General features: G+C 65.4%; 15 protein-coding genes. 8 read left to right on the top strand and 7 right to left on the bottom strand.

Annotation, left to right across the window (positions count from 1 at the left end):
* The first annotated feature begins 3 nt into the window (after positions 1–3).
* Together gcvP and ACZ0BA_RS05735 are read left to right on the top strand one after the other, a co-directional pair.
* Complete coding sequence (gene gcvP / locus ACZ0BA_RS05740) at positions 4–2,898, top strand: aminomethyl-transferring glycine dehydrogenase (protein WP_463450365.1); 2,895 nt, start codon at positions 4–6, stop codon at positions 2,896–2,898.
* 109 nt (positions 2,899–3,007) lie between these two features.
* Positions 3,008–3,424 (top strand): hypothetical protein, encoded by a 417-nt coding sequence (locus ACZ0BA_RS05735; protein ID WP_463450364.1) that lies wholly within the window; start codon positions 3,008–3,010, stop codon positions 3,422–3,424.
* 139 nt (positions 3,425–3,563) lie between these two features.
* On the opposite strand, the gene ACZ0BA_RS05730 is transcribed toward ACZ0BA_RS05735, so the two are convergent.
* Complete coding sequence (locus ACZ0BA_RS05730) at positions 3,564–5,120, bottom strand: methyl-accepting chemotaxis protein (RefSeq protein ID WP_463450363.1); 1,557 nt, start codon at positions 5,118–5,120, stop codon at positions 3,564–3,566.
* Between the two features lie 12 nt (positions 5,121–5,132).
* A complete protein-coding gene (locus ACZ0BA_RS05725; protein ID WP_463450362.1) occupies positions 5,133–5,576 on the bottom strand; it encodes a cache domain-containing protein in 444 nt (147 codons plus the stop codon).
* A gap of 124 nt (positions 5,577–5,700) precedes the next feature.
* On the opposite strand from ACZ0BA_RS05725, the gene ACZ0BA_RS05720 reads away from it, so the two are divergent.
* Together ACZ0BA_RS05720 and ACZ0BA_RS05715 are read left to right on the top strand one after the other, a co-directional pair.
* Positions 5,701–6,039, top strand: a complete 339-nt coding sequence (locus ACZ0BA_RS05720) for a DUF6677 family protein (RefSeq protein WP_463450361.1) — start codon at positions 5,701–5,703, stop codon at positions 6,037–6,039.
* 56 nt (positions 6,040–6,095) lie between these two features.
* Positions 6,096–6,518, top strand: coding sequence for a cupin domain-containing protein (locus tag ACZ0BA_RS05715; protein ID WP_463450360.1), 423 nt, complete (start codon positions 6,096–6,098; stop codon positions 6,516–6,518).
* Between the two features lie 49 nt (positions 6,519–6,567).
* Here the strand turns inward: ACZ0BA_RS05715 and ACZ0BA_RS05710 are convergent, their stop codons facing one another.
* Positions 6,568–6,798 carry a hypothetical protein gene (locus ACZ0BA_RS05710; protein ID WP_463450359.1) on the bottom strand — a complete coding sequence of 77 codons (231 nt, stop codon included), beginning with the start codon at positions 6,796–6,798 and terminating at the stop codon, positions 6,568–6,570.
* A 175-nt stretch (positions 6,799–6,973) separates the two neighbouring features.
* Here ACZ0BA_RS05710 and ACZ0BA_RS05705 point away from each other — a divergent pair, with 175 nt between their 5' ends.
* The 4 genes from ACZ0BA_RS05705 to ACZ0BA_RS05690 are packed head-to-tail and all read left to right on the top strand — an operon-like array spanning position 6,974 to position 9,912.
* The gene (locus ACZ0BA_RS05705; RefSeq protein WP_463450358.1) at positions 6,974–7,435 is read left to right on the top strand and encodes a DUF421 domain-containing protein; all 462 of its coding nucleotides are present in this window, start codon (positions 6,974–6,976) and stop codon (positions 7,433–7,435) included.
* A gap of 31 nt (positions 7,436–7,466) precedes the next feature.
* On the top strand, positions 7,467–8,258 hold the full coding sequence (xth, locus tag ACZ0BA_RS05700) for an exodeoxyribonuclease III (RefSeq protein ID WP_463450357.1): 792 nt from the start codon (positions 7,467–7,469) through the stop codon (positions 8,256–8,258).
* Positions 8,255–9,028 (top strand): histidine phosphatase family protein, encoded by a 774-nt coding sequence (locus tag ACZ0BA_RS05695; RefSeq protein WP_463450356.1) that lies wholly within the window; start codon positions 8,255–8,257, stop codon positions 9,026–9,028. The genes xth and ACZ0BA_RS05695 overlap by 4 nt, the downstream gene beginning before the upstream one ends.
* Entirely contained in the window at positions 9,025–9,912 is an 888-nt protein-coding gene (locus ACZ0BA_RS05690; protein ID WP_463450355.1) for an NAD(P)H-hydrate dehydratase, read from the top strand. Before ACZ0BA_RS05695 ends, ACZ0BA_RS05690 begins: the two co-directional genes overlap by 4 nt.
* A gap of 70 nt (positions 9,913–9,982) precedes the next feature.
* Here ACZ0BA_RS05690 and ACZ0BA_RS05685 read toward each other — a convergent pair whose 3' ends face one another.
* The 4 genes from ACZ0BA_RS05685 to ACZ0BA_RS05670 all read right to left on the bottom strand — a co-directional run bounded on the left by ACZ0BA_RS05685 (position 9,983) and on the right by ACZ0BA_RS05670 (position 18,266).
* Entirely contained in the window at positions 9,983–11,650 is a 1,668-nt protein-coding gene (locus ACZ0BA_RS05685) for a peptide chain release factor 3 (RefSeq protein ID WP_463450354.1), read from the bottom strand.
* Positions 11,651–11,742: 92 nt separating this feature from the next.
* Positions 11,743–16,437, bottom strand: a complete 4,695-nt coding sequence (locus tag ACZ0BA_RS05680) for a PilC/PilY family type IV pilus protein (RefSeq protein ID WP_463450353.1) — start codon at positions 16,435–16,437, stop codon at positions 11,743–11,745.
* Positions 16,438–17,037 (bottom strand): pilus assembly PilX family protein, encoded by a 600-nt coding sequence (locus ACZ0BA_RS05675; protein ID WP_463450352.1) that lies wholly within the window; start codon positions 17,035–17,037, stop codon positions 16,438–16,440.
* On the bottom strand, positions 17,037–18,266 hold the full coding sequence (locus tag ACZ0BA_RS05670; protein WP_463450351.1) for a PilW family protein: 1,230 nt from the start codon (positions 18,264–18,266) through the stop codon (positions 17,037–17,039). The genes ACZ0BA_RS05675 and ACZ0BA_RS05670 overlap by 1 nt, the downstream gene beginning before the upstream one ends.
* Position 18,267 lies beyond the last annotated feature (1 nt).

Here is an 18,267-nt window from a genome sequence, read left to right as displayed (position 1 = left end):
ATTATGACCCGTTCAAGCCTGACCCAACTCGAAGCACGCGATGCTTTCATCGCACGCCACATCGGCCCCGACGCCGCAGAACAGCAAGCCATGCTGGATGTCCTCGGCTACGCCTCGCGCGCAGCCCTGATCGACACCATCGTCCCTGCCAACATCCGCAACAAGGCCACGCTGCCGCTGGGCGCGTACACGCAGCCGATGCCGGAGCAGGAGGCGCTGAACAAGCTGAAGAAAATCGCCAGCAAGAACAAGGTCCTGAAGTCGATGATCGGCCAGGGCTACTACAACACGCTGACTCCGGGCGTGGTGCTGCGCAATATCTTCGAAAACCCGGCCTGGTACACCGCGTACACGCCGTACCAGCCGGAGATCTCGCAAGGCCGCCTGGAAGCGATCCTGAACTTCCAGCAAACCATCACCGACCTGACCGGCATGGGCATCGCCAACGCGTCGATGCTGGACGAAGGCACTGCCGCCGCCGAAGCGATGACCCTGATCCAGCGCGTGGGCAAGTCGAAGTCGAACGTGTTCTACGTCGCCGACGACGTGCTGCCGCAAACGCGCGAAGTGATCGAAACCCGCGCCAAGCCGCTGGGCATCGAAGTCAAGGGCTTCCACCCGGCCGAATTGTCCGGCATCGGTGAAGCCTTCGGCGTGCTGCTGCAGTACCCCGGCGTCAACGGCGTGGTGCGCGACTACAAGGCCGATGTCGAGACGATCAAGGCCAAGGGTACGATGGTGGTTGTCGCCGCCGACCTGCTGGCGCTGACCATGCTCACGCCACCTGGCGAATGGGGCGCGGACGTCGTCGTCGGCAACAGCCAGCGCTTCGGCGTACCGCTGGGCTTTGGCGGCCCGCACGCCGGCTACCTGTCGACCCGCGACGAATTCAAACGCAGCATGTCCGGCCGCCTGGTCGGCGTCACCATCGACGCCCAGGGCAACAAGGCCTATCGTCTGGCGCTGCAAACCCGCGAGCAGCACATCCGCCGCGAAAAAGCCACCTCCAACATCTGCACCGCGCAAGTGCTGCTAGCGGTGATGGCGTCGATGTACGCCGTCTACCACGGTCCTAAAGGCCTGCTGCAGATCGCCCAACGCGTGCACCGCTACACCGGCGTGCTCGCTGCTAACCTGAAGACGCTCGGCTACACCGTCACCAACGACAGCTTCTTCGACACGCTGACCATCTCCACCGCCAACGCCGAGCAGCTGCACGCGTCGGCCCACTCGCACGGCGTCAACCTGCGCGTGATCGACGCCTCGCACGTCGGCGTCTCGCTCGACGAGACCACCACGCGCGAAGACATCGCGCTGCTGTGGACCGTGTTCGCCCACCCGGTCGGCGGCCCGGCCCACGGCCCGGATTTCGACACCGTCGAAGCGGCCGTCGCCGAGTCGTTCCCGGCATCGCTGGCGCGTTCGAGCGAGTACCTGACGCACCCGGTGTTCAACCGCTACCACTCTGAAACCGAAATGCTGCGCTACCTGCGCAGCCTGGCGGACAAGGACCTGGCGCTGGACCGCACCATGATACCGCTCGGTTCGTGCACCATGAAGCTTAACGCCACCAGCGAAATGATTCCGGTCACCTGGCCCGAGTTCTCCAACATCCACCCGTTCGCGCCGGACAGCCAGACCGTCGGCTACCGCGAAATGATCGGCCAGCTGGAAGAGATGCTGTGCGCGGTGACCGGCTACGCCGCCATCTCGCTGCAGCCCAACGCCGGCTCGCAGGGCGAGTACGCCGGTCTGCTGGTGATCCAGGCCTACCACCAGTCGCGTGGCGAAGGCCATCGCAACATCTGCCTGATTCCATCGTCGGCGCACGGCACCAACCCGGCATCGGCCAACATGGTCGGCATGCAGGTGGTGGTCACCGCCTGCGACGCCAACGGCAACGTCGACCTGGCCGATTTGAAGGCCAAGGCCGAACTGCACTCGAAGAACCTGGCCGCCGTCATGGTGACCTACCCTTCGACCCACGGCGTGTTCGAGGAAGGCATCCAGGAGCTGTGCGAGATCGTTCATAGCCACGGCGGCCAGGTCTACATCGACGGCGCCAACATGAACGCGCTGGTCGGCGTGGCCGCTCCGGGCGCGTTCGGCGGCGACGTCTCGCACCTGAACCTGCACAAGACCTTCTGCATTCCGCACGGCGGCGGCGGTCCTGGCGTCGGCCCGATCGGCGTTGGCGCGCACCTGGCCAAGTTCCTGCCGAACCAGCGTTCGAACGGCTATATCCGCGACAACGCCGGTATCGGCTCGGTCAGCGCCGCGCCGTATGGTTCGGCCAGCATCCTGCCGATTTCGTGGATGTACATCGCGATGATGGGCGCCGAAGGCCTGACCGCCGCCACCGAAACCGCGATCCTGAGCGCCAACTACATCGCGCGCCGCCTGTCGCCGCACTACCCGGTACTGTACTCGGGCCACGACGGCCTGGTGGCGCACGAGTGCATCATCGACCTGCGCCAGCTGCAGGACGCGACCGGCATCAGCAACGAAGATGTCGCCAAGCGCCTGATGGACTTCGGCTTCCACGCGCCGACCATGAGCTTCCCGGTGCCGGGCACCTTGATGATCGAGCCGACCGAAAGCGAATCGAAGGCCGAGATGGACCGCTTCATCGACGCCATGATCGCCATTCGCGGCGAGATCGCCAAAGTGGAAAGCGGCGAGTTCGACAAGCTGGACAACCCGCTCAAGTTCGCGCCGCACACCGCCGAGGTGCTGACGGCCGACAAGTGGGAGCGCAAGTACAGCCGCGAAGTGGCGGCCTACCCTGTGCCGTCGCTGCGCAAGCAGAAGTACTGGCCGCCGGTCGGCCGCGCCGACAACGTCTACGGCGACCGTAACCTGTTCTGCGGCTGCGCGCCGATGAGCGACTACGAGTAACGACTGCTCGCGCGGCATGCCGCGAGAGCCAAAAAAGCAGGCGAACCTCGCGGTTCCGCCTGCTTTTTTCGTTATAAGATAGATATTTTCCATATCCGGGAGCTAAACGATGCATCCAGTATCTTTGCCACGCCTGTATTTGCTGAGGGCCGTCTATCTGATCATTGCCGTGGGCTTGGGCGTGGTCGTGTGGCCGGGGATTATTCATCATGACAAGCCGTGGGAATTGATGCAGGGTTTCGTCAACTGCATGCTGGCCGCTTTCGGATTGCTGTGCGCGGTCGGTGTGCGTTATCCGCTGCGCATGCTGCCCGTGCTGCTGTGGGAGCTCGTGTGGAAAACGCTGTGGCTGGCCATTGTCGCGCTGCCGGCGTGGCGCGCGGGGGCGCTCGACCAGGCGATGATGGAGAACGTGTTCGCCTGCCTGCTGGTGGTGATGATACCGATCGCCATGCCGTGGGGGTATTTCGTCGACAACTACGTGAAGCGCCCGGGTGATCGCTGGCGCGGTGCGGTCGGGGGTTGAAGGTGGCGCGGTGGCGACGCATGCATGGCGGATTACGCTTCGCTAATCCGCTCTACGTGGTTCAGACTATATTTGGCTCCGCCACCGCGGTGCATGAGACGCGATAGACCCCACGATCCGCAACACCCCACGCGTGTGCTCAATGCCTAATCGACGCCAGCCGCAGGCGCACTACCCGCGGCGAGCCCGGTTGCTGGGGTCTGGTCGGCTCCTGCCCTTCTTCCAGCTTGAACATCGCCACCGCCTCCGACAAATTGAGCGCCTGGCGCTGCAACCCGGTGGACGCCGCTGCCGCCTGGCGCACCAGCGCCAGGTTCTGCTGCGTCACCTGGTCCATTTCCAGGATCGCCATGTGCGCGCCCTGCAAGCCCTCGGCCTGCTCGGCGCTGGCTTCGCTGATCTGGCCGATGATGTCGCCCACCTGCTGCACCGACGACACGATCTCCGCCATGCTGTCGCCGGCCGCCTTGGCCGAGCGCTGCGCCAGATTGAGCACCTCGCTGGCCACCTGCGCGAACGCCTCGCCCTGGGCGCCGGCGCGCGCCGCCTCCACCGCCGCGTTCAAGGCCACCAGGTTGGTCTGGAACGCCAGCCCGTCGATGACGCCGACGATGTCCACCACCTTGCGCGAACTGCCGCGTATCGACGCCATCGTCACCACCAGCCGCTGCACCACGCCGCCGCCACGCAGCGCGAAGTTGGTGGCGCAGCGCACCAGCTGATTGGCCAGCTGCGCGTTGTTGGCCGTCTTCGCGACGGTGGAACTGAGCTCGCGCATCGCGCCGCTGGTCTCGCCCAGCGAGCTGGCATGACGCTCGGCGCGCTGCGTCAGGTCCACGCTACCCTGGAGCACCGAGCGCGAGGCGGTATCCATCGATTCGGCCGACGCCAGTATCGTCTTGAGCGTGGTGTTCAGATTGCGAATGCTGGTGTCGAGCGCGCGCGAGGTCTCGGAGATCTCGTCCCTGCCGTAGACGCGGGTCTTGACCGTCAGGTTGCCCTCGGCCAGATCGATCGCCGCCGCGCCAATCTCGCGCACCTCCCTGAGCAACGCGTTACGCACCGCCATCGTCACCAGTAACGACAAGACAATTGATATCGCTACCATGATCGGCATCCAGACCGACACGCTGGTGAATTCCGATTCCGCCTCCGTAAAGGCGCGTTCGCTAAGCGACTGCTCGAGCCGCGACAGCTCGTCGAGCCGCTGCGACACCACGTCGAACGCCCGCTCGGCCTTGAACATGGCATTGGCGGCCATTGAATGATCGGCCATCCCCAGCTCGATCACGTCGGCGACCGCCTTCACATACTGGGCATGCGCGGCCTGCGACTGCACCACGAAACGGCGCTCGGCCGGACTTGATTGGGTCACCATCTCCAGCTGCGCGAACTGGCGGTCCAGCGCCGCGTGGCGGGTGTGGATGCCGCGCACCAGCCCATCGATGCGAGCCGGCGCGAAGCTGGCGTTGATCCACGTGAGCAGTTGATAGATTTCGGTGTGCGCACGGTTGGTGCCGGCCACCAGGTCGGCGGTCGCCTTCAGGCGCACCGCGCGCTGCTGCACCATGTTTTCAAGCGACGCGTTTTGCCGCACCATGCCGAGGTAGGCCGCAGCGGACAGGCAAATCAGCAGGATCAGCACCACACCGGGCGCCAACAACAGTTTAGGACCTATGCGAAGTTTGCTCAGCATGACATTGACCGGTCAGTGTTTATAGATGCCGGCTTCCAGCGCCACGTCGTCCACCCGCAGCACATAGGTGCTCTTGGGTGCGACCTTGCCGGTTGCCGGATTGCGAAATTTGTAGTCGACCCACCCTTTGCCGCTGCCTTGGGCGACGGCCACCATCTCGTGGCGGAACGCCTTGCCGTCGGCGTCCGGCACGTCGAGGAAATCCTTGCCGATCAACGCGTGGGTGGGATGGGCGATGGTGATGCCGTGCATGTCGCGCATCGCCAGATACAGCGCGCCGTGGTTGAACAGCGGGTCCTTGCGGTTGATGCGGGCGATCATTTCCGCTTTGCCGTAGGTTTTGATGAACTGCGCCCCGCGCTCGGCCAGCGCGACGGCATCCTTCTCGCCAGGCTCGGCGATGGCGTTGACAGACAAGCAGCTGAGCATTGTGACGATTCCGAAGATGGCGCGCATGATTTTCCCCCGCAGGTAACATGCTGTAATCTACGCCTCGTACCCCAACGCAATCTTGCGATGTCTCAACTTGGCGCCAGCGCTACCAATAAACAACAGCTACAACGAACGGAACCACACACGCATGATGAAACCCACTACCAAGGCGGCCCTGGTGTCGGCGCTGATTTTCCCCGGCCTCGGGCATCTGGTGTTGAAACGGCCGCTGCGCGGCTGCCTGTTCATCGTTCCGGCGCTGCTGGCCGTCGGCTTCCTGCTGCGCACCACGCTGGCGTTGGCCCAGACCCTGGTCGATGAAATCAACAGCGGCAAGCTGGCGATCGATCCGGTCCGGATCGTCGAGCGTATCCACGCGACCGGCGTTGACAATCCGGCCACCAACGCGGCCTCGCTGGTGATCCTGCTATGTTGGGTGGGCTCGGTGGCCGACGCCTATTGGCTGGGACGGCGCGGACAGGCGTAGAATCGAGCGGCGCTTTCGCGCTCCCAGGTTCGATCCATTACAGAAAAGGATACGCCATGCCACAGCCGCTCCCCAGCCCCTACCCGAGAATCCGCCTGGCCCTGCCGATACTGCTGCTGGCCGCCAGCGCCGTGACGGCGACCGCGCTGGCGCAATCGTCGGCGATCCGCCGCACCGTGATCCAGAAAGGCGCCGTCTCGGTGCCGGGCCGCGAGGCCGTCGTCGCCCGCGTGGAGCTGGACAAGGGCGCCACCGCCGGGCGCCACTCGCACCCGGGCGATGAAATCGGCTACGTGTTGGAAGGCGAAGCGGATCTGGTCATCGACGGCGAGGACCCGCGCCGCATCAAGGCCGGCGAGTCGTACATCATCCCGGCCGGCACCGTCCACGACGCCGTCAACGCCGGCGCCGGCACGCTCAAACTGGTGGGAGTGTTCGTGGTCGACAAGGGCAAGCCGCTGGCGGTCGCCGCCAAGTAGCCAGCATCGTGCCTCCATAGCCCTGCCCTGCGGACCTCACGCGGCTACGCTATTTTTCCTCGGCGGGCTTGTCTTCGTTCTTGAAGGCGCCGCGGATGTTGGTGGCGACCAGGCACAGTTGAAGCGCGATCAGCGCATAGGCGTCGTCATGCAGGCCCCATATCACCCACAGCACGTTGCTGGTTAAAAAACACCAGAATCCGAGCTTGCGGCGGGTATGGCGGGTGGACGCGACCAGCCACGCGGCAAGCACTGTCACCGCCATCGCTGGCCACTGCATAAGATCAATCCAATCAGGCATGTGCACAGCTTAGCGGCGTGGCCGCCCGCGCTATGTGCGCTGCCTCACCGCCGCCGCGATCCTGCTCGGCACCTGCGCGCCATGCCCCCGATGTGCTGACTATAATGCAATGAAAAGGTCGGAGGCATCGGCGTAAATCGTACGGGAGAAAAGCATGTTCGACATGGAATTGCCATGGTGGGAATTCGTCTTGCGCGCCAGCATCGTGTACGTCGCCTTGCTGATCATGATGCGTTTCTCCGGCAAGCGCACGGTGGGACAGTTCACGCCGTTCGACCTGCTGGTCGTGATGCTGCTCAGTGAGGCGGTGTCGTCATCGCTGTCCGGCGGCGACGACTCGATCCCCGGCGCGTTGATCCTGGCACTGACGCTGATCGTGCTCAATGTGGTGATCGCGGTGGCCACGTCGCGCAGCGAGAAGATCGCCGCCATCATCGACGGCGAAGCGGTGCTGCTGGGGCGCGACGGCAAGGTGTTCCAGGACGCGATGCGCCGCAACCATGTGGGGAAGGGCGACGTCGATCAGGCGCTGCGCGAAGCCAACTGCCCGCAAGATAAAATGAAGTGCCTGTTTTTGGAGGCGAACGGGATGATCACCGTCGTCTCCGACGAATAGCCGCGCGTCAGCAACGTACACAAGGAGTTCCATGCGCATCGCCACCTTCAACGTCAACGGCATCGGCAGCCGCCTGCCCGCCCTGCTCCAATGGCTGCACGAGACGCAGCCGGACGCCGTCTGCCTGCAGGAGCTCAAAGCGCCGCAGGAAAAATTCCCCGAAGCGGCCATTAATGAAGCGGGCTACCAGGCCATCTGGCACGGCCAGAAAAGCTGGAACGGCGTCGCCATCCTCGCGCGCGGCGTGGCGCCGATCGAAGTCGGTCGCGGCCTGCCGGGCGATCCGGAAGATGAACAAAGCCGCTATATCGAAGCGGTGGTCAACGGCGTGTTGATCTGCGGCCTGTATCTCCCCAACGGCAACCCGGCGCCCGGGCCAAAATTCGACTACAAATTGAAATGGTTCGAGCGGCTGATCACGCACTCGGCCCGGCTGCTCGACAGCGGCACGCCGACGGTGATCGCGGGCGACTTCAACGTCATGCCAACCGAGCGCGATGTGTACAAGCCGGAACGCTGGGGCGACGATGCGCTGTTCCGCCCGGAGGTGCGCGAAGCGTTCCACCGCCTGCTGGCCCAGGGCTGGACCGACGCGCTGCGCACCATGCATCCGGACGAGACGATCTACACCTTCTGGGATTACTTCCGCAACGCCTACGGGCGCAACGCCGGTCTGCGCATCGACCACCTGCTGCTCAGCCCCGATCTGGCGCCGTCGCTGAAGGCGGCCAACGTCGACCGCGACGTGCGCGGACGCGAAAAACCCAGCGACCACGCGCCGGTGTGGATCGAGCTCGATCTTGACGGCGACGGGGGCAAATGATGGAGCGCGAACAAAAATGGCCCGACCATATCTGGCTGGTGCGGCACGGCCAGAGCGCCGGCAACGTCGCGCGCGACGCCGCCGAAGCCGCGTCGCAGTTCTTGATCGACATCGCCGAGCGTGACGTCGACGTGCCGTTGTCGCCACTGGGCGAGCGTCAGGCGCAGGCGCTGGGCGGCTGGTTCCGCGCGCTCGGTCAGGACGGCCAGCCGACGGTGGTGCTGTTCTCGCCGTACGTGCGCGCCCGCGCCACCGCCAATGCGGTGCTCGACCAGCTGGGCCGCGAAGGTCTGAACACCGTGGTGGCCGACGAGCGCCTGCGCGAAAAGGAGTTCGGCATCCTCGACCGGCTGACTCCATTGGGCATCCACGACAAATACCCGGACCTGGCCGAGCAGCGCCAGCACGTGGGCAAATTCTATTTCCGTCCGCCCGGCGGCGAAAGCTGGTGCGACGTCATCCTGCGCCTGCGCAGCACGCTCGATACGATCAGCCGCGAATACCGGGGCGAGCGGGTGTTGATCGTCGCCCACCAGGTGATCGTCAACTGCTTCCGCTACCTGCTCGAGCGGTTGGACGAGGAAGGCATCCTGGCGATCGACCGCATGGGCGACGTGCCCAATTGCGGCATCACCGAATACCGCTACGATCCCAAGGCCGGCAAGCACGGCAAGCTGGTGCTGGTGCAGGCCAACTTCGTCGCGCCGCTGGAAGACACCGGCACGCCCGTCACCCACCAGCCGGACATGCCGTCCGCCCCCAAATCATGAATACCACATCCCATTCGGTTGCCATCACCGCCGGCTCGCTGCGCGACTGGAAGCTGCCCATGCCGGGGCCGGACGCTGACAAGGAGGTGCGCGGCCATGTGCTGATCGTGGCCGGATCGCGCGAGATGCCGGGTGCCCTGCTGCTGTCGGCGACCGCCGCGCTGCGTGCGGGCGCCGGCAAGCTGACCATCGCCACGGCGGCCAGCGTGGCGCCGCAGCTTGGCGTGGCGCTGCCGGAGGCGCGCGTCATCGGCCTGCGGGAGACGCCCGACGGTGGACTGGTCGCCGATGGCGCCGCGAGTTTGCACAAGGCGTGTGCGCGTGCCAGCGCGGTGTTGATCGGTCCCGGCATGCAGGACGAGGCGGCCAGCGCGGCGCTGGTGCGCACGTTGCTGCCCGATTGCGCGCACGCGCCGCTGATACTGGACGCCGGCGCCATGTGCCTGGTGCGGGACGGCTTCCACTTCGATAGTCCGGTGCTGCTGACGCCCCACGCGGGCGAGCTGGCCGGATTGACGGGCGATAAAAAGGAGGACATCGCCGCGCGGCCGGAGGAGGCGGCGCAGGCGGCGGCGGGCAATTGGCGGGCAGTCGTGGCGCTTAAGGGCGCGGTGACCGTCATCGCCGAGCCGTCGGGCAATCAGTGGCGGCATGAAGGCGGCAATGCGGGCCTGGCGATTTCGGGATCGGGCGACGTGCTGGCAGGGTTGATCGCGGGCCTGGCGGCACGCGGGGCGGCGCTGGAGCAGGCCGCCGCGTGGGGCGTGGCCCTGCATGCGATGGCCGGCGAGCAGCTGTCGCTGCAACATGGACCGCTGGGGTATCTGGCGCGGGAAATCAGCGGCGAAGTCCCGGCGCTGTTGCGGGCGCTCGCGGCGCATTGATGCGGCGCGAGCGGCGCGGTGGCGGATCAGGCGGAACGCCGTAATCCGCCATCTGTGAGCCGCCGGCGGCTTACACCAGTTTGGCCGAGTGCTCGCGCGTGGCGTGGAACTTCAGCTTCGGCCAGCGCTCCTCGGTCAACCTCAAATTGACGCCGGACGTGGCCAGGTAGGCCATATTCCCGGCGGCGTCGTAGGCGACGTTGTGTCCCAACGCGTTCTCGAAGTCGGCCAGCGCCTTCTTGTCGTCGCTGGAAATCCAGCGCGCGCTGCTGATGCTGGTGCCTTCGAACACGGCGTCGACGCCGTACTCGTTCAACAAGCGGCTTGCCACCACCTCGAACTGCAGCACACCGACCGCGCCCAATACCAGCTCGCCGCCCTGCACCGGCTTGAAGACCTGCACCGCGCCCTCCTCGCCCAGCTGCTGCAAACCCTTGTGCAACTGCTTGATCTTGAGCGGATTACGAATCCGCACCGAACGGAAGAAGTCCGGAGCGAAGTACGGAATGCCCGTAAAGGTCAACAGCTCGCCCTCGGAGAAGGAGTCGCCGATCTGCATGTTGCCGTGGTTCGGCAGGCCGATGATGTCGCCGGCGTACGCCTCTTCCACCTGCTCGCGCGACGACGCCATGAACGTCACCACCGACGAGACCTTGATCTCGCGCCCCAGGCGCAGATGCTTGACCTTCATGCCGCGCTCGAAACGTCCCGAGCACACGCGCAGGAAGGCGATGCGGTCGCGGTGCGCCGGGTCCATATTGGCCTGGATCTTGAACACGAAACCGGTGAACGGCTGCTCCTTCGGATCGACCGAGCGCACCGTCGCATCGCGCTCGCGCGGCGCCGGGGCCCAGTCGACCAGCGCGGACAGAATCTCGCGCACGCCGAAGTTGTTGATCGCGGAACCGAAGAACACCGGCGTCTGCACGCCCGACAAAAACTGCTCCAGGTCGAACGGATGCGACGCGCCCTGCACCAACTCCACTTCCATGCGCAGCTGGTCCATCTCCAGCGGGAACATCTCCTGCAGGCGCGGATTGTCGATACCCTTGAGGACTTCAAAGGCGCCGTCGGCCTTCTCTTCGCCGGCCTTGAACAGCATAATCTCGTCGTTCAGCAGGTGGTACACGCCGCGGAAGTTCTTGCCCATGCCGATAGGCCAGGTCACCGGCGCGCACTGGATCTTGAGCACCGATTCCAGCTCGTCGAGCAGTTCCAGCGGATCGCGCGTCTCGCGGTCCATCTTGTTCATGAAGGTGACGATCGGCGTGTTGCGCATGCGGCAGACGGCCAGCAGCTTGATGGTCTGCGCCTCCACACCCTTGGCGGCGTCGATCACCATCAGCGCCGAGTCGACCGCTGTCAGCACGCGGTAGGTATCTTCCGAGAAGTCCTGGTGGCCCGGCGTATCGAGCAGGTTGACGACGTGGTCGCGGAATTCGAACTGCATCACCGACGAAGCCACCGAAATGCCGCGCTGCTTCTCGATCTCCATCCAGTCCGAGGTCGCGTGGCGGCCCGATTTACGGGCCTTGACGGTGCCGGCCATCTGGATCGCGCCCGAGAACAGCAGCAGCTTTTCGGTCAGCGTGGTTTTACCCGCATCCGGGTGGGAAATGATGCCGAACGTGCGGCGGCGCTGCACTTCGCGCGCGATCAGCGCCGGCGTTTTGGCGCTGGCCGCCGGGGCGGCGTCGTCGTTATTGTCGGGTATTGCGGTGTCGATATCGTTGACCATTTGTTCGCGATCTAAGGCGGTTCTGCAAAACCCTCGATTTTACCGGCACTTGGCTGTGCCGTGTGAATTGTTTCACGGCCGCCGGGCGCCGATTATTCCCCCCGGACGCGCCGCCAGCCCACCCGATGCGCCTCGGCGGCCACCTCCTCCTGCCCCTCGTTGACCACTTTGCGGCCGTCGGCCAGCGTGGAAATCAGCTTGAGCTGGCCGCTGGGCAGGCGCACGATGATGAAACCGACCGCCGCCGACGTGCTCGACAAGGTGATGCCGGCCGGATTGATGCCAACCGCATGGCCGTTGCAGACATTGACCTGATACAGGTTGCTCGAGCCGCCCACCGAGCACGACGAAGACGACGTCGGCAGGTTGGTCACCACGTTGGCCACCCCGCCGACGATCTGCGGGTCCAGGTTCATGCGTTCGCCCGGCACCAGCGACCAGTCGAAGAACCAGCCGTCCTTCTGCGACAGGTCGACCGGGTTGCTGGTGATCGCAAACCGGTCGATGTTGCTGCTCGAACCGAGCAGGCTGAGCGTCTGCTGCACCATGGTGGCACCGCGGACGTTGCTGACGGGAACTCCGCTATCCTTGATCAGGTACAAGCTCTGGATCGCGGTGCTGGACGTGTCCGGAATATCCAGCAGGCGCCCGGTGCCGTACAACACCACGCGCACGCCCTGCACACTGGTGCTGGTCACGCCGCCGGTGGTGGTCGTGGTCGGCACGCCGCACATGGTGACGTCGGGCCGGGTCGTGATCGGCTTGGTGACGCCGGCGTCGCCCATCTTAATCACCGATACCGCGCCGCTGGCGGTCGTCAGGTCGAAGCGCCACATCTGGCCCTGGTTGTCGCCGCCGTAGATGAAGGTGGCCTTGGAATCGGAGCCGGGATCGTCGGAAATGGCGGTGATCTTTGCCAGCCCCGACGGCGTGGTGGTGTCGCCCGAATTGGTGCCGACCTTTTTCAGCAACTGGCCGGTGTAGGCGTCCAGGATGTACAGGTAGCCCTTGCCGTCTCCGCTGTTGACGCCGTCGGTGCCGGGGATGTTGTTGTAGCCGGAGGTGACGAAGACCACCCAACGGCCATCTGCCAAGGTGCCGAACTGGGGGTTGCCGAAGGTCAGTCCCAGGTCGGGATCGTTGAGCGCGCAGACGGCCGCATCGGCGCAGAATTCCCACAACTGCTTGGGCGCGCTGCCGGTGTCGGTGATGTCGAGCGCGTAGTAGCCGCGCCCCCCGCCGTTCAGGCCGGCGACCAGGATGGTGCGCCACTGACGGCCAGAGGGCGTGTCGACCTTGACATCGGCCACCTCGGGCGAGCCGTCGGTGGTGTACTGGTGGTTGGTGCCGTACGTGGTGCCGGCCTGCGCGTGCAGCTTTTTCATCGTGATGCGCGGCACGTAGGCCCATACTTCCTCGCCGCCCTCGGCGTTGAACGCGTGCAGCATGCCGTCGTTGGCGGCGGTGTAGACCGTGCCGGCGCGGTAGTTCGCACCATCCGGGTTGCCGTACTTGTCCTTGTAGGCGTCGTAATCGGCGTCTGGGTACTCCCCCAGCGGCGCGCGCACGAAGGCCGGCTTGGACGAGGCGATGTCGCCAAGCACGATCGGAATCGGCGTCGACACGCCGCTCGGGTCGTCCGGCGTCATCGTGTAGGCACGGAACACGTTGTCGTCGGCATACTGTTGCTGGCCGCGCAGCCAGTTGACCAGGTTGTTGCCGTCGTTAACGATGGCCCGGTCGGCGGGCGACAGCAAGGTGCACTGCGACAGCGCCGCGCATTTGTTGCTGAACCAGCCGGCGGTGATGCCGGTCATATTGGCGAAGCGGAAATCGATCAGATCGCCGCCGGGCGCACCTGCCGGATTGGTCATATAAATGCGGCGGGTGTCGGTGCTGGCCGCCACCCTTTTTCCCAAGGTCTTGCTGGTCGTCCAGACCGGCGTCGGGAGCACGCTGCCGTCGGCGATGTCGATTTTTTGCTTGGACAGCTCGCCATACCATTTAACGGTGGTGAACGTGTCCGAGAAGATATCGTTGTCGGTGAGGGTGATGTTCGGCGTCGACGTTGCGGCGGCGGCCGCCGCGCCGCTGCGCACCTGCATGTTCGATAGCGCCTCGCTGAGGCCGCTGATAACCTCCTTCGGCTCCTGCGCGCTGAAGTATTTGCCGTGACCGTTGATCGCCGCGTGCCACAGATCGTCGACCCGCTCCTGCACGGTGTTGGCCGTGCTGCCGGTGGCGGGATCTGGCCACACATAGGGACCGTTGTTGTTCCACGGACAGCCAGTGGTGGCGCCGGTGACCAGGTTATAGAAATCGCCGCCGGGCTTGGCGGCCGTGTCGTAATTGCGCTCGTAGGTCATCACGCCGTCCACGCCCAGGCCCAGCGTGTAGGTGTTCATGTGCAGGTGGGTGTTCTCGCCGAGACCGGCCGGCACCGACCCGGGGCGCGTCATGTCCGGCTCCAGCACCGGGCGCAACGACACCGTGGTCGTGCTCGATCCGCCGTTGTACCAGTGCAGCGCGACGTCGGCAATCGACGGCTGCCCCTGCGCCCGGCCATCGACGCAGCCGCGTGCCTGGGTGCAGAAGCGCGACGGATTTTCCAGGTTGTCGTTATTGACCACGTTGCTGGTGGTGCTGCCGTTCCAGTAGCCGTCGGTGGTGAGGATCAGGAAGTTTTGCTGGCAGGGATATTGCACCACCTCCTGCCCGGCGCCGTAGTTGTAAGGCGCCAGGTTGCCGAACATGCGGCCGACGTTGTCCATCGCCGTGCGGATCGGCGTCGAGCCGGAGGTGGTGGTGGTGTAAAGGTTGTTGTACCAGTTGCTGCGCGCGGTGCCGGTGAAATCGGCCGGCTTCTGGTCGATCGCCTGGCCGGCGCCCGCGTTCGACAGTTTGACGTAGCCGACCTTGTAATTGCCGGTGATGGCCGCGAAGGCCAGGCCCACCGAGGTCTTCATCATCTGCAGACGGCTCTTGTAGTACACATACCAGTTGGCGAAGTTGGTCATCTCTTCGTCGTAGCTGCAACTGGCGCCGGTGCAATCGACGCGGTCGGCGCTTTTCGGATAGGTCCGGCCGCTGACGATGTCGACCCGCACGAACGGATTGGGCGCGCCCGACCCGGCGGAGATGGCGGCCGTGGAAATGGGAATGCCGTCGTTGACGGCCGCCTGGTAGCCGCTGGTGGCGCCACGCGTCCAGCTCACGCCGCCCTGGTTGTCCATGGTGAAGTTGCTGATGGCAGCGGCGTTCGACGTGGCGCCGTAGTCCAGCAAGCACACGCTGGTGTTGGCCAGGCCGGGGCACAGCGTGCTGCCGCCCAGATAGGCGCGGATGGCGCCCGCCACGCCGATGCGGCCGACCAGCGCGTTGGCCGCATAGCTCGCGCTCCGATTACGGCCGATGTTGAAGTAGCTCGGATTGGCGCCGCTGCTGCCGCCGATCAACGTGGTCGTGCCCAGCGCCAGGTTGCGGAAGATGGCGTCCTGGTTGCCGGGCGTGTTGCTCGTGCCGCTGAAGGTGATCACCGACTTGGCCGGCACCATTGCGCTGACCACCACCTGCGGCGCGGCCACCGTCAGCCCCCAGCCGGCGCGGCTGCCGTCGCTGATGACGACACAGCCGCTGACGGTTTTCGGCGTGCCGGCACAGGTCACCGGCACCACCGCCACGATATTATCGGACGCCAGGGTGATGCCGAACACGCTGCAAGCAGGCACGTTCGACTGGCTGGTCGGCGTGCGCACGCAGGCGAACATCTGTTTTTGCGCGGGATTGGTGGTGGCGATGATGTTGGCGGCCAGCGCGCTGGCCACCGCTTGCTGTTTGATGGCGGAATTGGTGCCGCTGGCGGCGGTGATGGTGGCGCTGGTCAGGCTGGTCTGGGCGCCGCCGGCGTCGGTCAAGGTGACGCCGGTGATGGTCATCGAGGTCGCGGTGGCCGAGGCGCCGATGGCGATGGTGCCGTACGCGGCCACCGCCCCCGCCGGCGCCGAATAGCTTGGATAGACGAAGGTGCCGACCCGCTTGCCCTGGCACTGCGTCAACAGCCGGTCGCTGCACCAGCGCACCTTGACCGGCACTGGGTAGCCGGCCGGCGCGGTCGCCCCGACGGCGGTGGACTGGCACACTTTCATCGTCTCGTCGGTGCAGAACTGGCCCACGCCTATGGTGTAGTAATACGGACCGGTGGTGACCGCGCTGGCGGTCTGGTAGGTGGCGTCCGGATAGGTATAGCTGGAGGTATTGGCGCGGCAGGTGCCGCCGGAGCACCAGCGCAGGTCCGGGAAGCCGGTCACCAGATTGAGGTTGGCGGTGACGGTGGCGCCGGCGAGATCGCGCTTGCTGGCGCCGAAACCGTCGCCGCTGACCGAGGTCCAGTCGGCGGTATTGGCGCGGGTCTGCTCGGGATAGTAGCTGCCGTCCGCCTTGACCGGCACCACGTAGCGGATCGCCGGGTTGTAGTACTGCTTGTTGAAATCCGGGCTCATGAACGGCGGATGGCCGACCGCGCAGACGGTCGTGCCGGCCTGCAAGGTGGCGCCGCTGCGGCACAGGCTGTCGTTGACGTAATCCGGCGTGTAAGTCTGCTCCATCGAGCCGGAGTTATCGAACAGCAGCATCAGATTGGGCTTGACGGTGCCGGTACCGGTGATATTAAGCAGCGGCACCTGGGCGATCTGGGTCGCGGCGGCGTCGGCGGACGACGGCGCAAAGCCAAGGGTCAAACTCAGGGTCAGACTGAGCAGCAATGCCCGCAGGGAGAGGTGCTGGTTCATTTAAGGTCCCTTCAAGACCACGGCTTGCGTGACCACGTTGGCGCCGCGCGCGCCGTTGATGCGCGCCGTCACCACATAATGGATTTGCGGCTGCTGCAGGAATTTGGAGCCACCCAGCGCCAGCGACGTGCCGAACGGTTGCGGGGCCTGGCTGTTGGGCCGCGCCGACGTGGTCCGGCAGCGGTTGTTGCTGGCGTTGTAAGCCCCGGTGAAAGTGCACATGCGGTGGATCACGTACTGGACCTGGTCGCCGGTGGCCGGATTGACCGGCAAGCTGACGGCGCCGAGCCAGAAGGATGGATTGCTCACAGTCCAGGTCGGCGTCAAGGTCGCGACATAGCCTTGCGCCGGCTGGTTGACCAGCAGATCGGAACGGTTTACCACCGAACGCAGATAGGCAAAGCCGGCGTGCAGGCCGGCGTCGGCGGACTTGCTGAGCGCGGAATCGTAGGCTAGGTTGGCGGCGGTCATCGTCGTCGAGGTGCTCGACTTGAGCAGGTAGATGCTGCTTACCATCATCACCGTCAGCATGATCAGCATCACCGGCAAGGCGAGGCCGCGCTGGCGCCGCCGGGATGATGGCGACAAAACCTTGGTCATCATGGCCTCCACTGGGCGTTACGGATCGGCACGATCGTCTCGAACACCCGGTAGCGATAGCACTTCCAGTCGAGCGTATCGCCGGCCACCGCCACGTTCACCTGTACCGGCGCGGCCGCCACCGTGGCAGGCGCATTGCCGGCGAACACGGTCGGCTGCACGGTGGTGGCATCGCACTGACCGTTGCGATCAGGCTTCTCGGCGCTTTTGCTGCGCGCGACCACCGCTAACCGGACCGAGCCGATGCGCTGGAAGTCGCCGGCGCCGCCAATCACGCCGTCATTGTCGGCGTCGATCATGGTCGAACTCCAGACGCCGATGCGCATGCCGCTGGCGGCCGACACCGGCCCTGCGCTGTTGCCGGGCGTGTTGGGGTCATACGCCGGCAGCGCGCGGTTGTCGAAGCCGTACTGCGCCTTGAGCGACACCACATTGTCGATCACCGACGCACCGCGCTGTGCCGAGCCGGGCATGTCGGTCGAGCGCAGCAGCAGGATGCCGTTGTTGACCGACCAGGTATGGAAATGCAGCCGCGTGGCACTGCCGAGGTTGTAGACATAGCTGACGTTGAGCGGATACGCCGTGGTAAGGCCGACCTGCGGATTGAACGGGAAATCCGTGCCGCTGGCGACCTGCAACTGTTTGCCATTGATGCCGATGCCAAAGCCGGACAACTGGAACAGCGTGCATGGTCGCGCGCCCTGGGTCATCGGCGCGACCACCAGCACGTCGCCGACATTGAAATCGTAGGGATTGGGGCTGTCGACGGTCAGCGTGCTGTCGCCGGGCACATAGTTGGTCACCAGCTTGGTCGAGCCGACCGCAGCCTGCGAGGTGCCGCTGTAGAACGACACCACGTCGCTGTCGGCGCCGTTGGACTGGATCACCACCGGCGCCAACGGCGTGATGTTGGCGCCGCCGCGCTGCGCAGCCGCCAGCTGATAGCCGTTCGCGTCGGAAAACACGGTATCGCAGCCGGCCAGCATTGTATCGTTCAAGCCCCAGCCGGCGTCGGCGGCGTCGCCGCTGAGCGAGAACAGCGCCAGCATGCCGTTCTGCATCGAGTCGGAACCGCCGACGGCGGCATCCTTGTTCTTTTCGCCGCTGACCACCAGCCGCGTGGCAAACACCAGCGCCAGCATGCCGATCGCCAGGCTGACCAACAGCTCGACCAGCGAGAAGCCGCGACGGCGCCGGGCGGCCTGGACGGGGGAAGGATGGGCGGCCATG

This window comes from Duganella sp. AC917, from assembly GCF_979258245.1.
Note: the sequence above shows the minus strand (reverse complement) of the source record. Positions and strands in the feature narration are given on the sequence as shown.

Excerpts from the sequence above, each read along its gene's own strand:
- gcvP (WP_463450365.1), top strand. The coding sequence starts at position 4 with ATGACCCGTTCAAGCCTGACCCAACTCGAAGCACGCGATGCTTTCATC.
- ACZ0BA_RS05735 (WP_463450364.1), top strand. The coding sequence starts at position 3,008 with ATGCATCCAGTATCTTTGCCACGCCTGTATTTGCTGAGGGCCGTCTAT.
- ACZ0BA_RS05730 (WP_463450363.1), bottom strand. The coding sequence starts at position 5,120 with ATGCTGAGCAAACTTCGCATAGGTCCTAAACTGTTGTTGGCGCCCGGT.
- ACZ0BA_RS05725 (WP_463450362.1), bottom strand. The coding sequence starts at position 5,576 with ATGCGCGCCATCTTCGGAATCGTCACAATGCTCAGCTGCTTGTCTGTC.
- ACZ0BA_RS05720 (WP_463450361.1), top strand. The coding sequence starts at position 5,701 with ATGATGAAACCCACTACCAAGGCGGCCCTGGTGTCGGCGCTGATTTTC.
- ACZ0BA_RS05715 (WP_463450360.1), top strand. The coding sequence starts at position 6,096 with ATGCCACAGCCGCTCCCCAGCCCCTACCCGAGAATCCGCCTGGCCCTG.
- ACZ0BA_RS05710 (WP_463450359.1), bottom strand. The coding sequence starts at position 6,798 with ATGCAGTGGCCAGCGATGGCGGTGACAGTGCTTGCCGCGTGGCTGGTC.
- ACZ0BA_RS05705 (WP_463450358.1), top strand. The coding sequence starts at position 6,974 with ATGTTCGACATGGAATTGCCATGGTGGGAATTCGTCTTGCGCGCCAGC.
- xth (WP_463450357.1), top strand. The coding sequence starts at position 7,467 with ATGCGCATCGCCACCTTCAACGTCAACGGCATCGGCAGCCGCCTGCCC.
- ACZ0BA_RS05695 (WP_463450356.1), top strand. The coding sequence starts at position 8,255 with ATGATGGAGCGCGAACAAAAATGGCCCGACCATATCTGGCTGGTGCGG.
- ACZ0BA_RS05690 (WP_463450355.1), top strand. The coding sequence starts at position 9,025 with ATGAATACCACATCCCATTCGGTTGCCATCACCGCCGGCTCGCTGCGC.
- ACZ0BA_RS05685 (WP_463450354.1), bottom strand. The coding sequence starts at position 11,650 with ATGGTCAACGATATCGACACCGCAATACCCGACAATAACGACGACGCC.
- ACZ0BA_RS05680 (WP_463450353.1), bottom strand. The coding sequence starts at position 16,437 with ATGAACCAGCACCTCTCCCTGCGGGCATTGCTGCTCAGTCTGACCCTG.
- ACZ0BA_RS05675 (WP_463450352.1), bottom strand. The coding sequence starts at position 17,037 with ATGACCAAGGTTTTGTCGCCATCATCCCGGCGGCGCCAGCGCGGCCTC.
- ACZ0BA_RS05670 (WP_463450351.1), bottom strand. The coding sequence starts at position 18,266 with ATGGCCGCCCATCCTTCCCCCGTCCAGGCCGCCCGGCGCCGTCGCGGC.